At 74.3% G+C, this 13,879-nt stretch carries 10 protein-coding genes; 7 read left to right on the top strand and 3 right to left on the bottom strand.

The window, feature by feature from the left end; genetic code table 11:
• Positions 1–28: 28 nt before the first annotated feature.
• The gene (locus ACXNSR_RS04725) at positions 29–1,225 is read right to left on the bottom strand and encodes an FAD-dependent monooxygenase (protein ID WP_458640875.1); all 1,197 of its coding nucleotides are present in this window, start codon (positions 1,223–1,225) and stop codon (positions 29–31) included.
• 99 nt (positions 1,226–1,324) lie between these two features.
• Here ACXNSR_RS04725 and ACXNSR_RS04720 point away from each other — a divergent pair, with 99 nt between their 5' ends.
• From ACXNSR_RS04720 to ACXNSR_RS04705, 4 genes are all read left to right on the top strand, one after another.
• Positions 1,325–1,978, top strand: a complete 654-nt coding sequence (locus tag ACXNSR_RS04720) for a TetR/AcrR family transcriptional regulator (protein WP_458640874.1) — start codon at positions 1,325–1,327, stop codon at positions 1,976–1,978.
• A gap of 512 nt (positions 1,979–2,490) precedes the next feature.
• Positions 2,491–3,894, top strand: a complete 1,404-nt coding sequence (locus ACXNSR_RS04715) for an alpha/beta hydrolase family protein (RefSeq protein WP_458640873.1) — start codon at positions 2,491–2,493, stop codon at positions 3,892–3,894.
• A gap of 155 nt (positions 3,895–4,049) precedes the next feature.
• On the top strand, positions 4,050–4,565 hold the full coding sequence (locus tag ACXNSR_RS04710; RefSeq protein WP_458640872.1) for a hypothetical protein: 516 nt from the start codon (positions 4,050–4,052) through the stop codon (positions 4,563–4,565).
• A 9-nt stretch (positions 4,566–4,574) separates the two neighbouring features.
• Positions 4,575–4,949 carry a VOC family protein gene (locus tag ACXNSR_RS04705; protein WP_458640871.1) on the top strand — a complete coding sequence of 125 codons (375 nt, stop codon included), beginning with the start codon at positions 4,575–4,577 and terminating at the stop codon, positions 4,947–4,949.
• Positions 4,950–5,127: 178 nt separating this feature from the next.
• Here ACXNSR_RS04705 and ACXNSR_RS04700 read toward each other — a convergent pair whose 3' ends face one another.
• Positions 5,128–7,020 carry a serine hydrolase domain-containing protein gene (locus tag ACXNSR_RS04700; protein WP_458640870.1) on the bottom strand — a complete coding sequence of 631 codons (1,893 nt, stop codon included), beginning with the start codon at positions 7,018–7,020 and terminating at the stop codon, positions 5,128–5,130.
• 278 nt (positions 7,021–7,298) lie between these two features.
• Between ACXNSR_RS04700 and ACXNSR_RS04695 the strand changes: the two genes are divergently transcribed.
• The 3 genes from ACXNSR_RS04695 (at position 7,299) to ACXNSR_RS04685 (ending at position 11,242) form a co-directional block, all read left to right on the top strand.
• Positions 7,299–8,414 carry a nitronate monooxygenase gene (locus tag ACXNSR_RS04695; protein WP_458640869.1) on the top strand — a complete coding sequence of 372 codons (1,116 nt, stop codon included), beginning with the start codon at positions 7,299–7,301 and terminating at the stop codon, positions 8,412–8,414.
• 5 nt (positions 8,415–8,419) lie between these two features.
• Positions 8,420–10,003 carry an acyl-CoA synthetase gene (locus ACXNSR_RS04690; protein WP_458640868.1) on the top strand — a complete coding sequence of 528 codons (1,584 nt, stop codon included), beginning with the start codon at positions 8,420–8,422 and terminating at the stop codon, positions 10,001–10,003.
• A 135-nt stretch (positions 10,004–10,138) separates the two neighbouring features.
• Positions 10,139–11,242, top strand: coding sequence for a calcium:cation antiporter (locus ACXNSR_RS04685; protein WP_458640867.1), 1,104 nt, complete (start codon positions 10,139–10,141; stop codon positions 11,240–11,242).
• Positions 11,243–11,283: 41 nt separating this feature from the next.
• Here ACXNSR_RS04685 and ACXNSR_RS04680 read toward each other — a convergent pair whose 3' ends face one another.
• Positions 11,284–13,740 carry a penicillin acylase family protein gene (locus ACXNSR_RS04680; RefSeq protein WP_458640866.1) on the bottom strand — a complete coding sequence of 819 codons (2,457 nt, stop codon included), beginning with the start codon at positions 13,738–13,740 and terminating at the stop codon, positions 11,284–11,286.
• Positions 13,741–13,879: the final 139 nt, after the last annotated feature.

The raw sequence follows: 13,879 nt of genomic DNA, 5'->3' as shown, positions 1-13,879 counted from the left end.
GGACCCCGGTCGAACCGGTCGGCGAACCTCACCGACGAGTGGCAACGCCCGCGGGCACGGGGCCCATTCCGTCCGGCAGCGTGAATCCGTCGAACAGCGCGGCCATCGCCCGGTTCGCGGCCCGGGCGGGGGTGGCGCGGACGGCAAGGTCGCGGACGGCCACGGCGAGGGGGTGGCCGAGGGCGGCGACCCGGCCCGCCCGGCGCGCGCGGACCCGGATGGCGTCGGTGCGCGCGCAGCGGGCCGTGCTGTAGGCGGCGAGGGCGGCCGGGACGGCCGCGGCGTCGGCGCCTGCCAGGAGATGGCCGAGGACCGCGGCGTCCTCGACGGCCTGGCAGCCGCCCTGGCCCAGGTTGGGGGTCATGGCGTGGGCGGCGTCGCCGAGCCAGACCAGGCGCCCGTGGTGGAAGCGGGGGAGCGGGGCGGCCAGGTCGTACAGGTCGTGCTGGAGCACGGCCGCCGGGTCGATCCGCTCCAGAAGGGCCGGGATCGGGTCGTGCCAGGTGCCGTAGCGGCGCAGGAGTTCGGCGCGGACGTCGGCGGGACGGTGGCCGGCGGGGACGACGGCGGTGGCGTAGACGTAGATCCGGCCGTCGGCGAGCGGGACCGTACCGAAACGCTCGCCGCGGCCCCAGGTCTCGGCGGTCGCCGTCGCGGCGGCGGGCAGGACCGTGCGCCAGGCGGTCTCCCCGCTGTGGCGCAGGCCCGGGTGGTCCGGGAAGTACTGGTGGCGCAGCGGGCTGTGGATGCCGTCGGCGGCGATGACGAGGTCCGCGCCGTCGAGGTCGCCGGCATCGGTGCGGACCACCGGGGAGCCGCCGGCGTCGTCCACCGAGGTGACGGCGACGCCGTAGCGGATCGCGGAGGCGGGGAGGGCGGCGGCGAGGGCGTCGGCCAGCGCCGAGCGGTGCAGGGCGAGGGGCGGTCCGCCGAAGCGGGCGGCCAGCGCGGCGGTGTCGGCGCGGCTGAGCCAGCGGCCGTCCGGGCGGCGCAGGCCCATCGCGGCGGGCACGGCGCGGCCCGCCGCGCGGGCGATGTCGAAGCCGATGGTGTCGAAGGCGCGCAGGGCGTTGGGGGCGAGCACGATCCCGGCGCCGACCGCGGTCGGTCCGGCCGCGCGCTCGCACACGGTGACCCGCCAGCCGTGGCGGTGCAGGGCCACGGCCGCGGTGAGCCCGCCGATCCCCGCGCCTGCCACGACCGCGTGACGCTGAACTGCCGACATGACGAGTCCCCCGCTTCCTCTTACTCCGGTACTCCCCGGCCGGATCCTCTACATATGTAGAGTCCGATGCCGCCCACTCTACAGCTGTAGAGTGGGCGGATGTCCACCCCTCGCAAGAGCCCGCCCACCGCGGATCGCAGAACGCTGATCGCCGATACCGCGATCGACCTCGTCGCCGCCGCCGGGCTCCGGGGTCTGACCCACCGCGCGGTCGACGGCGCCGCCGGGCTGCCGGCCGGGAGCACCTCGTACTACTTCCGTACGAGGACGGCGCTGATCGGGGCCTGCTACCAGCGGCTGGCCGAGCTGGACCTGGGCGACCTCGGCGATGTCGGCGGCCCGGGCGATCCCGGGGGCGCCCGCCCGTCCGAGGGAGCGCCCGCGCCCCCGGCGGCGGACCGGGAGGCGGCGGCGGCCGCGCTGGCCGGGCTGCTGCACCGCTGGCTGACGGTCGGCCGCGCGCGCCAGCTGGCCCGCTTCGAACTCAGCCTCGAAGCGGCCCGCAACCCCGAACTGGAGGCGGACTTCCACCGGGCGGGTCAGGGAGCCCGGGTCCGCGCCACGGGCGTCCTCGCCGCCCTCGGCGCGCAGCGGCCCGAGGAAGCCGCCGAGCTGCTGGTCGCATGGACGGACGGGCTCCTCTACGACCGGCTGGCCGGCGCTCTCGCCCGCTCCCGTCCGGCTCCGGACCTCGCGGAACTGACCTCCGTCACCCGGCGGATGCTCGACGCGGTCCTCGCCCGCCCGGCCTGACCCGAAGGGCACCGGGGCCCCTCGGGCCGTCGCACCGCCGTGCGAAGCCGGGGTGGGCACCTGCGCAGTGGGGGAGGGGCAGGTGCCCACGGGGGCGGCCGCAGGCCGCTCGCCGGTTCGGCCGCCGCTTTTCAGCGTAGGACGTTCCGCGCCGGCACGGGATGGCGAGCCCGGCATCGGGGCCGGGAACCTTCCGTGATGGTTGACCGTTCATCCATACGTGGTGCGGGCAAGGGCACGATGTCCCCGCCCTCCCAGTACGCCCTGGCCGGCCTTCCCCCCGGCCGGCCGGGGCCCGCCCCGACCGGCCTCCCCCCCCCGGCCGGTCGGGGCCCACGTCCCCCGACCGGCGCAAGGCGGGCGGCGTCCGCAAACCCGCGCCGACGGGTCCGGACACAAGCCCGCCACCTGCCGCTTCAGGGCCGACCGGGGACGGGGACGGATCCACCGCACCCACCGCGCCGGACGGGACGGCAGGCCGACGCACCGGGCCGGGGCTACGTTCCGATGGCATGAACCACATATCCGGTGACCAGCACTCCGGCCCCACCCGCCGCGCCCTGCTCACGGCAGGGGCGGGCGCCGCCCTCGCGGCGGGCTGCACCCGAGGCGGCGCCTCCGGTGCTCCGGCGGCGGCGTCCAGCGGCTCGCCCCCGCCGACCGCGGCCGCGGGCGGCCTCACCCCCGGCGCCATGACGCTGTTCAAGGACCCGGCGTACAACTTCAACGGACTCCTCGCGCTCGGTGGCTCGGGCGCGGGCGCCGCCGAGGTCGGCGAGGTCCTCACGGCCGTGAACACGATCAACGGCGCCGGGCTGACCGCGCAGACGTACGTGCAGACCTTCCGCGCACTCGGCGACCAGCTCCTGGAGGCGCCGCCGGGTGCTCCGGCCGACGGCCAGACCAAGCGGTTCCGGGCACTGCGCGCCGCCCAGTACTACGGTCAGGCGCTGTTCTTCGTCCTCGGTTCGGACGACCCCGGCAGCGAGGAAGCGCTGTACAAGGCGGGACGCGGGGCCTGGGACACCTTCTGCGGCCTGTGCGACCCCGCTCCCGTGAAGGCGAACGTGCCCTACGGCGCCACGCCGCTGCCGGTGTGGTTCTTCCGCCCCGACGCCTCCGGCACCCCGCGCCCGACGGTGATCCTGACCAACGGCAGCGACGGCCAGAACGTGGACATGTGGACCTACGGGGTCCCGGCCGCACTGGACCGGGGCTGGAACGCGCTCGTCTACGACGGGCCGGGCCAGGGGCAGCTGCTCTTCGTGGACCAGGTCGTCTTCACCCCCACCTGGGAAAAGGTCGTCACGCCCCTCGTCGACTGGCTGTCGGCCCGCGCCGACGTGGACCCGGACAGGATCGCCCTCACGGGTCTGAGCATGGCGGGGGACCTCGCCCCGAGGGCGGCGGCGTTCGAGACCCGGATCGCCGCGCTGGTGGCCATGCCGGGCTGCGTGGAACCGTGGCTGGGCTTCCCGCCCGAGATCCGGAAGATCCTCACTCCGGACAAGCAGGAGACGAACGACATCTGGAACAAGGAGGTCGTCCCCGAACTGCCTCCGGACGCGGCCGACGTGATGAAGAAGCGCTTCGAGCCGTTCTCCATCCCCGCGATGCTCGAAGCCCGGCGGGGAAAGCTTTTCACCGACTTCTACACCCCCGCCACCCGCATCCAGGCGCTGTCCATCACCGATGTCGTCGGCCGCATCAAGGCACCCACCCTGGTGCTGGACTACGAGGGCGAGCAGTTCTACCCGGGCCAGCCGCGCCGCATGTACGACGCCCTCACCTCGCCCAAGGACTACCTGAAACTGACGGCGGCCCAGGGCGCGCAGCTGCACTGTTCCCCCATGGCCCCGCAACTGCACTGCGAGGTCGTCTTCGACTGGCTCCAGAAGACGCTCCAGAACCGCTGACGAACGGCCCCGGCCCCGGCCGCGGCCGCGGATCTGCGGCTCCGGCTCCCGCTCCGGCCGGAAATCCGTGGCCGGCGCCGGCGCGGCCCCGCATGATGGGGACGTCGCCGTCCGGCGGCCTCGACGACGGTCCTTCGATGCGGAGCAGCCCTGCCATGGCGACCCTTGCGGTGACGGGCCATGCGAACCTCACCGAGGCGAGCCTTCCCCTCGTCGCGCAGGCGCTGGCCGCGCTGCTCGCCCGCTACCCGGCCACGGAGCTCACCGGAATCTCCTGCCTGGCCGCGGGCGCGGACACGCTCTTCGCGGATGCCGTCCTCGCGCTCGGCGGACGGCTCGTGGCGGTCCTGCCCTCGGCCGACTACCGCGCGCGCATGCCCGCGGGACCGCACGCCACCGCCTTCGACCGCCTCCTGCGGGCAGCCGCCGAGGTCAAGGTCATGCCGTACCGGAGGGCGGGCGCGCCGGCCTACGCCGCCGCCAACCGACTGCTGCTCGGCCGGGCCGAACTCCTGGTCGCGGTCTGGGACGGCGGTCCGGGCGGCCGGCCGGGCGGGACGGGCGACGCCGTGGCGACGGCGCGGGCGCAGGGCATGCCGGTGGAGGTCGTCTGGCCGGCCGGTGCCGCTCGCCGACCCCTGGTCCGGCCCGGTAGACGAGACACCCCCTAGGATCCGGCCATGATCGCCGAACTGCAGTGCGTGGTCCTGGACTGTCCCGAGCCGCAGTCGCTCGCCGAGTTCTACCGGTCCCTGCTGGGCGGGAACGTCAACCAGCCGGACCGGCGCTGGTCGCTCGACGAGAGCTGGGTGACGCTCCACACGCCCTCGGGCCTGGTGCTGGCCTTCCAGCAGGCCCTGGACCACGTCCCGCCGCGCTGGCCCGACCCCGCGCGGCCCCAGCAGTTCCACCTGGACCTCGGCGTCCCGGACCTGGACCGGGCCCAGGAGGAGGTGCTGGCGGCCGGCGGGACGCTGCTCGACGGCTCGGACGGGCGCGGCTGGCGGATCTACGCGGACCCGGCGGGGCACCCCTTCTGTCTCGTACGGCACTGAGCAGCCGGCTGGGCCGTCTCTTTCGGATCTTGCCGGGCCCGCGACGCCCGGCACCCGCACCCGGCCGCGTTGTCGGGGCACCCGAGTACGCCCAGTACACGAGCGCACCTCCGCCTTGCCGGGTACGGCACCGGACGCCGCGGGCTCGGCCGACAAGATCCGAAAGAGACAGCCCAGGTCAGTCCGCCGACCGGGTCCAGCCGATGGCTTCGATGCGCTCGGCGTCGGCGGGACGGTCCTCCGCGAAGAGCAGGCGGCCCGGCTCCGCCACGCGGACGACGTCCACGTAGGACCCGCGCCCCACGTAGCGGCCGGTCGCGGTGTGGCGGAAGCGCAGCCGTACCTCACGTCCCGCCCAGGCGGCCGTCAGGGGGGCTTCGAGATGGTGCCAGACACGGCCCGACCAGCCGCTCACGGAGCCCCGCGGCCACTGCTCGGGTGTGCCGCCGGTGGACCGCAGCGTGCTGAAGGGCAGTGCCTCCCAGTGCTCGCCGTCGGCGGAGGCCTCCAGGTGCAGGGCTCCCTCGCCGGGCACGGTGTCCCACCACACGGCGCAGCGCAGCCGGGCGGCGGCCGTGGCCGGGCGGAGCGGCGGCAGCGCGAGGGTGCCCGAGGCGCCCGCCTGGATGCCGGAGAACCAAGCCGCGCCGCCGTGCCGGGTGCGGACCGGGACGGCGCGGGCGAAGCGGTTGCCGACCGCGACCCGTGGCGCGCTGCCGGCCCGCCAGGTCCGTACGGGGTGGACGGAGTTGCCGAGCAGGACCAGGAACGAGTCGGTGGAGGGATCGAGGACCAGGGAGGTGCCCGTGAAGCCGGTGTGCCCGGCGGAGTGCGGGGTGGCCATGGCGCCCATGTACCAGTGCTGGTAGAGCTCGAACCCGAGGCCGTGGTCGTCGCCGGGGAAGGCCGTGTTGTAGTCGGTGAAGAGCAGCTCGACGGAGGCGGGGCGCAGGATGCGCCTGCCCGCGTAGACCCCGCCGTCGAGGAGGGCGCGGGCGAGGACGGCCAGGTCCCAGGCGGTGCCGAAGACTCCGGCGTGGCCCGCGACGCCGCCGAGCGCGTGCGCGTTCTCGTCGTGCACCTCGCCCCACACCAGCCCGCGGTCCAGGCCGGACCAGGGCGGTCGCTGGACCTCGGTGGCGGCGGTGACCCGGCGCCAGGAGCGCGGTGGGTTGTAACGAGTGCGGTGCATCCCGAGCGGAGCGGTGATCTCTTCGCGGAGCAGGACGTCCAGAGTGCGACCGGTGGTCTGTTCCAGGAGCAGTTGCAACGCGATGAGGTTGAGGTCGGAATACCGGTAGACGGTACCGGGGGTCTCCTGCGGCCTGACCGACCACAGGAGCCTCAGCTGCCCCTCCCGCGTGGATTCCTGGTAGAAGGGCGCCCAGGAGCGCAGCCCCGAGGTGTGCGTGAGCAGCTGACGGACCGTGACGATCTCCTTGCCGCCCCCGGTGAACCGGGGCAGGTACCGGCACACCGGAGCCTCCAGCTCCAGGCGCCCGCGCTCCATCTGCTGCACGGCCAGGATCGAGGTGAACAGCTTGGTCAGCGAGGCCAGGTCGAAGACCGTGTCCTCGGTCATCGCGATCCGTTCGGCCGCGGGGAACTCCCGGACCCGGTCGGTGCGCCCGTCGTAGTCCGCGTACCGGACCGCGTGGCCCATGGCGCGGTGCAGGGCGATGGTGCGGCCCCGGCCGGCGAGGACCACCGCTCCCGCGTAGTAGGGGTGTTCGGGGGAGGGGCCCAGGAAGCGCCGGGCCTCGTCCGCCACCTCCTCCAGGTGCTTCTCCAGCAACCCCGCCCGGCGGGCGGATCCGTACCGCAGCCGCAGGCCCTGCAGCGCGCGCCGCTCGGCCGGGCCGCCCGCGGCGCCCGCCGCGCCGGGGAGCGCGGCGTGCAGGACGAGGACCCCGCCCAGGGCGAGCAGTCGCGCCCCGAGCCGTCGCCGCGTCGACCCGCGGCCCGGTTCGCCCGCACCCGCACCCGCACGCCCCTGCCCCTGCCCCTGCCCGTGGCCGTCCGGCCGCTCCGTGCCGCTGTCCGCCGCTCCGGCCCCCGTGTCCGCTGCCATGTCCGGCCCTCCCAGTCCACAACCAGAACCCCGCTGCCGCATCCGCCGTCCGTACCCGCGTCCCGCACCCGCGTTCGCTGCCGGCGGTGTGCCGTCCTTCGCCGCGCCGCGCCGCGGACCGGAGCCCGTATCCGCCGAGCGTGCCGCAGGCGATCCGCACGGTAGTGGGTATCTGCCCGCCCACCGGGCACCCTCCGCACCGACCGGCCCGTAAAGAATCTGACACTGCATCAGAAAATCTCTTCCCTCGGTCGCCGGGCTGCGGCATCCTGCCGCCCATGGAGACGGAGCTGAGCAAGAAACTGGGAGTCGAGCACGCCATCTTCGGCTTCACGCCCTTCCCCGCGGTCGCCGCCGCCATCACCCGCGCGGGCGGTTTCGGGGTACTCGGCGCGGTCCGCTACACGGCCCCCGACGACCTGAAACGCGACCTCGACTGGATGCAGGCGCACACCGACGGCAAGCCCTACGGCCTCGACGTCGTCATGCCCGCCAAGAAGGCCGTCGACGGCATCGGCGAAGCCGACATCGAGGCGATGATCCCGGCCGCGCACCGCGCCTTCGTCCGCGACACCCTGGCCAAGCACCACGTGCCCGAGCTCGCCGAGGGCGAGGCCTCCGGCTGGCGGATCACCGGCTGGATGGAGCAGGTCGCCCGGAGCCAGCTCGACGTCGCCTTCGACTACCCCATCAAACTCCTGGCGAACGCGCTCGGTTCCCCGCCCGCCGACGTCATCGCGCGCGCCCACGACCACGGCGTCCTCGTCGCCGCCCTCGCCGGCAGCGCCAAGCACGCCCGCCGTCACGCCGAAGCCGGCATCGACATCGTCGTCGCTCAGGGCTACGAGGCCGGCGGCCACACCGGCGACATCGCCACCATGGTCCTGGTCCCCGAGATCGTCGACGCCGTCGCCCCCCTCCCGGTCCTCGCCGCCGGCGGCATCGGCAGCGGCGAGCAGATCGCCGCCGGCCTCGCCCTCGGCGCCCAGGGCGCCTGGCTCGGCTCGCTCTGGCTCACCACCACCGAGGCCGATCTCCACTCGCGCGCCCTCACCCGGAAACTGCTGGCCGCGGGCTCCGGCGACACCGTCCGCTCCCGCGCGCTCACCGGCAAGCCCGCCCGCCAGTTGCGCACCGAGTGGACCGACGCCTGGGACGACCCGGCGGGCCCGGGCGCGCTCCCCATGCCGCTCCAGGGCCTGCTCGTCGCCGAGGCCGTCTCCCGGATCCAGAAGTACGAGATCCAGCCCCTGCTCGGCACCCCGGTCGGCCAGATCGTCGGCCGGATGACCGAGGAACGCAGCGTCCAGGCCGTCTTCGACGACCTCACCGGCGGGTTCGAGAAGGCCATCGACCGCATCAACCGCATCGCCGGCCGAGTCCGAGAGGCGTGAGTGCCATGACCGCGACGACGTCCACGACCCCCACCGCCGGCCAGCAGCCGCCCAACGGCTTCTGGGCCCAGGCCGCCGCCGACCCCGGGCGCGCCGTCCTCGTGACACCCGATGGCGAGGAATGGAGCGCCGGGCGACTGCACGCCGACGTCAACCGCCTCGTCCACGGCCTGCGCGCGGCCGGCCTGGAGAAGGGCGACGTCTTCGCCGTCGTGCTCCCCAACGGCGTCGAGTTCCTCACCGCCTATCTGGCCGCCTCCCAGGCGGGCTTCTACCTCGTCCCCGTCAACCACCACCTCGTCGGCCCCGAGATCGCCTGGATCGTCTCCGACTCCGGAGCCAAGGTCCTCATCGCCCACGAGCGCTTCGCCGAAGCGGCCACCGCCGCGGCCGACGAGGCCGGTCTGGCCGCGAGCCACCGCTACGCCGTCGGAGCGGTCGCCGGCTTCCGGCCGTACGCGCAGCTCCTCGACGGGCACCCCGCGACCGTCCCCGAGGGCCGCACGCTGGGCTGGGTCATGAACTACACCTCCGGCACCACCGGCCGCCCGCGCGGCATCCGCCGCCCGCTGCCCGGCAAGCTCCCGGAGGAGACGTACCTGGGCGGCTTCCTCGGAATCTTCGGCATCCGGCCCTTCGACGGCAACGTCCACCTGGTCTGCTCGCCGCTCTACCACACCGCGGTCCTGCAGTTCGCGGGCGCGGCCCTGCACATCGGGCACCCGCTGGTCCTGATGGACAAGTGGACGCCGCAGGAGATGCTCCGCCTGATCGACACCCACGCCTGCACGCACACCCACATGGTGCCGACCCAGTTCCACCGCCTCCTCGCCCTCCCGCAGGAGACGAAGGACGCGTACGACGTCTCCTCGATGCGGCACGCCATCCACGGCGCCGCGCCCTGCCCCGACCACGTCAAACGGGCGATGATCGACTGGTGGGGCCACTGCGTGGAGGAGTACTACGCGGCCAGCGAGGGCGGCGGCGCCTTCGCGACCGCCGAGGACTGGCTGAAGAAGCCGGGCACGGTCGGCAAGGCCTGGCCGATCAGCGAACTCGCCGTCTTCGACGACGACGGCAACCGGCTGCCCCCGGGCGAACTGGGCACCGTCTACATGAAGATGAACACCGGCGGCTTCAGCTACCACAAGGACGAGGGCAAGACGAGGAAGAACCGGATCGGCGACTTCTTCACGGTCGGCGACCTGGGACTGATGGACGAGGAGGGTTACCTCTTCCTCCGCGACCGCAAGATCGACATGATCATCTCGGGCGGGGTCAACATCTACCCGGCCGAGATCGAATCGGCCCTGCTCACCCACCCGGCCGTGGCGGACGCCGCAGCCTTCGGCATCCCGCACGCCGACTGGGGCGAGGAGGTCAAGGCCGTCATCGAGCCCGCCGAGGGCTTCGCGGCCGGCGACGCCCTGGCCGCCGAGATCCTGCACCACTGCGAGCGGCAGCTCGCCGGGTACAAGCGCCCCAGGACCGTCGACTTCATCGGGACGATGCCGCGCGACCCGAACGGCAAGCTCTACAAGCGGCGGTTGCGGGACCCGTACTGGGAGGGCCACGAGCGCGCGATGTGAGCCCGCCGGTCGCCGCGGCACACCGCGGCGACCGCAACCCGCCACGCCGGGAGAATCCGTGAGAAATGCCACGTCAAGGACCCGGAGGCGCGCCTTGCGGCGCACTTGAGGGACGCATCTGGCAACTTGGCAGATATGGGTACGACTAAGCGCACATCCTTCCTGACCGACTGGACCGTCGGGGTCCCCGTGGTGGCGCTGGTCGCGCTCGTCCTCAGCTGGGGGCGGGACCTGCCCGGCTTCGCGGTGGCGCTCGTCGCGCTCTGCCTGGCCGGCGCGGTCCTCGCCGCCGTGCACCACGCCGAGGTCGTCGCCCACCGGGTCGGCGAACCCTTCGGCTCGCTCGTCCTCGCCGTGGCGGTCACCGTCATCGAAGTGGCGCTCATCGTCACCCTGATGGTCGACGGCGGCGACAAGACCGCTTCGCTCGCCCGGGACACGGTCTTCGCCGCCGTCATGATCACGTGCAACGGGATCGTCGGCCTGTCGCTGCTCGTCGGCGCCCTGCGCAACCGGATCGCCGTCTTCAACCCCGAAGGGTCCGGTGCCGCCCTCGCCACCGTCGCGACGCTGGCCACCCTCAGCCTGGTCCTGCCGACCTTCACCACCAGCAAGCCCGGCCCCGAGTTCTCGGCCGCGCAGCTCGTCTTCGCCGCCGTCGCCTCGCTCGCCCTGTACGGACTCTTCGTCGCCGTCCAGACGGTCCGCCACCGCAGCTACTTCCTGCCCGTGGACACCGGAACGGGCTCCGGCGACGCCGACGGTCACGCCGAGCCGCCCACCGGCCGCACCGCCCTCATCAGCCTCGGCCTGCTGCTGATGGCACTCGTCGCGGTCGTCGGCGACGCCAAGGCCGTCTCCCCGACCATCGAGCGGGCCGTCGCGGCCGCCGGGCTGCCCCAGGCGGTCGTCGGCGTGATCATCGCCCTGCTGGTCCTGCTGCCCGAGACCCTCGCCGCCGTCCGCGCCGCCCGCCGCGACCGCGTGCAGACCAGTCTCAACCTCGCCTACGGATCCGCCATCGCCAGCATCGGCCTGACCATCCCGGCCATCGCCCTGGCCTCGATCTGGCTCTCCGGCCCGCTCCTGCTCGGCCTCGGCCCGATCCACATGGTGCTGCTCGCCCTCACCGTCGTGGTCAGCGCCCTCACCATCGTTCCCGGGCGGGCCACGCTGCTCCAGGGCGGCGTGCACATCGTGCTGCTGGCCGCGTACCTCTTCCTGGCCGTCAGCCCGTGAGGGCCCGGGGCCGGGGCCGGGAAGGGGCACGCGGGGGGTGATCACCGCCGTTCGCGGGCCAGGACCACCTTCAGCTTCGGCGACGCGAGGATGTCCCGCTCGCAGAAACGTGCCGTGACCCAGCGCTCCTCGGAGTACATCCGGGTCTGGTCGGCGTAGTGCGGCGAGAGCGGGTTCGAGGACTGGCTGTACGTCAGCAGGGTGCGCGCCACCGGACAGCGGCCGCCGTCCCAGCCGACCGCCTGGATGTGGCTGGACCCGTGGGTGACCTCCGGGTAGCCGCCGGCCGCCGCGTTCCACGGCGCCTCGGTCTTGTTCCAGACGCCGAGCGCCTCCGTACCGCCGCCCACCGGCAGCTTGCGTCCGCCCCGGACCACGAACTGGTGCTCGCCCAGCGGCGCGTCCAGTGCGATCCCGGCCGCCCGCAACTCCGCCACCGCGTCCGCGAGCGCCCGCCCGATGCCGGGCGCCGCCCGGTCGAGCGTACGGGGGGTGCGTACGGGGTCGGCCGCCGAGAACGGCACCAGCCACAGGTCCTTGGCCGGAGTCGAGGCCGTCAGCCTGCGCCAGAACCGGTCGAAGAGCAGCGCCCCGCGGCTGGTGCTGTCGGCCCTGCGGTCCCAGCCCGCCAGCACCCCGCAGGCCGCCGAGACGTCCACCGTGGCGCCGTCGCTCGCCGTCGCCGTCCCGCCGGGCAGGGCCGCGCACGCCTGCGCCGCGTCGGCCGCCGCCAGATCACCGGCCGGCACCCGGTTCGCGAACTGCTGCTCCTGCAGGTCGGCCACGGTCAGCCGGCCCCTCGCGGCCATCGCGGACACGTCCTCGACGGCGCCGCGGGTGCGCGCCGAGCGAGGGGTGGCGATGCTGCCCCAGACCCGCTCGTAGCCGGTCAGCGGCCGGTCGGCGTTGGCCAGCCAGGCGCTGTCGTTGGAGTTCTCGGCATAGGGGGCGCCCTGCAGCGTGGGTGCCTTCCCCGGGCCGAAGACGCCCGGCTGCACCGCGTCCGGATCCGACCCGATCGCGCAGTCGCCGCGCGAACCGTCCAGCACCGCCAGCCCCGAGGCCGGATAGGTGGCCCGGCCCAGCGGGGTGGAGCAGCGGGCCGCCAGCTCGTCGGTGATCCGGGGGAGCACCTGGGTCTGCGTGAAGAGGGTGCCGCCCGCGGAGTCGGCCGCCACGGTGTTGACCCAGGGCAGGCCCTGGGTGCGCCCCAGCGCCTCCCGTATCCCGGCCACCGAGCGGGCCCTGCCCATCGCGAGGGCGGTGTCGGAGCCGCGCAGGTTCACCGCGTTCGGGTCGTTCAGCGCGTACGCCGTCCGCGCGGTCCACGGCAGGGGCAGGCCCGGCCCGAGGTCCGAGACCACCGGTCCGTAGCGGGTCCACCACTGGGTGCGGGTGACCGGGGCGCCGCCCGCCACGGGCACGGTGACGGTCCGCCGGGTCATCTTCTGCGGGAGGCCGTCGACCAGGTAGGCGGTCGGATCCGCCGGGTCGAGGGTCAGCTCGTGCAGGTTCACCGGGGTGCCGGTCGCCACCGTGTGGCTCCAGGCCACCTTCTCGTTGAAGCCGATGTTGACCACGGCGGTGCCGAGCAGGGAGGCTCCCGAGACGTTCAGCTCGCCCGGGATGGTCTGCTGGAACTGCCAGAAGCGCCGCCCGCCGTGCCACGGGTAGTGCGGGTTCCCGAGGAGCAGGCCGCGGCCGTTCGCGGTGGTGGAGCCGGCGAAGGCCACCGCGTTGGAGCCCATGTCGTAGCGGCCGGTGTCGAAGAACTCCCGCGCGGCCTCGGCGGCGGCCGCCGGGTCGGCGGCCGGGTCCGCGGCCCCGGGGCCCGCCGTGGGGCCGGCCGCCGCGCCCGCGGCGCCCGGGGGCCGGGCGGCCGTGATGCCGTCCACGCCGCGGCCCTGGCCGCCGAGGACCGAGACGGCGAATGCGCGGGCGGCCACATCGGCGGTGGTGACCGGGCGGACCCAGCCGGCGCCCCGGCACGCCGGGTCGGTGACCCGGTTCTGGGTCAGCCAGGCGTTGTACCCGGCGGCCCAGCCGCGCATCAGCTCCTTGAGGTCCCCGGTCGGACCGGCCGGGGCCGGGGTCGCCAGGAGCCCCTCCACCGTGCCGGACTCCCGCACGCCCTTGAAGTACAGGTCGCTGGAGAGGTTCTTCGTGGCGGAGGAGAGCGAGAAATCGGGCGCCGCGTCGGCGCCGAACCAGCGCGAACGCTCACCGGCGACGGTCACGAACCCGTCGGCGAGGACGCAGACCTGGTCGGCGGCCTGGGCCCAGCCGGTGCCGAAGCCGAGCCGGGCGTAATCGCGGGCGAGGATGTGCGGGATGCCGTTCTCGGTGTACCGGATGACGGCCGACAGGCCGCCCCCGGCGGCTGTCCGCTCGTCGGGTGCGGCGGCCGCCGAGGCCTGGGGCACGGCGGCCGTGGCGGCGAGCAGAGCGGCGCCGGTGAGGGCGACGCGGCGGAGTATCGGACGAGTGCTGAGACGCAACAGTCCTCCCAAGTGTCCTGTGGGCGGGCGTGGTTACCCGTTGGACAGGCGGTACTTCCGTGCCCCCACACTCATTCAGCCCGTCCGGCGATCTGTCAACATCCCGTTTGGTATCCGGTTATTGACCTTGGGCGTACGG

It is taken from the genome of Streptomyces sp. NC-S4 (assembly GCF_054353315.1).
Note: the sequence above shows the minus strand (reverse complement) of the source record. Positions and strands in the feature narration are given on the sequence as shown.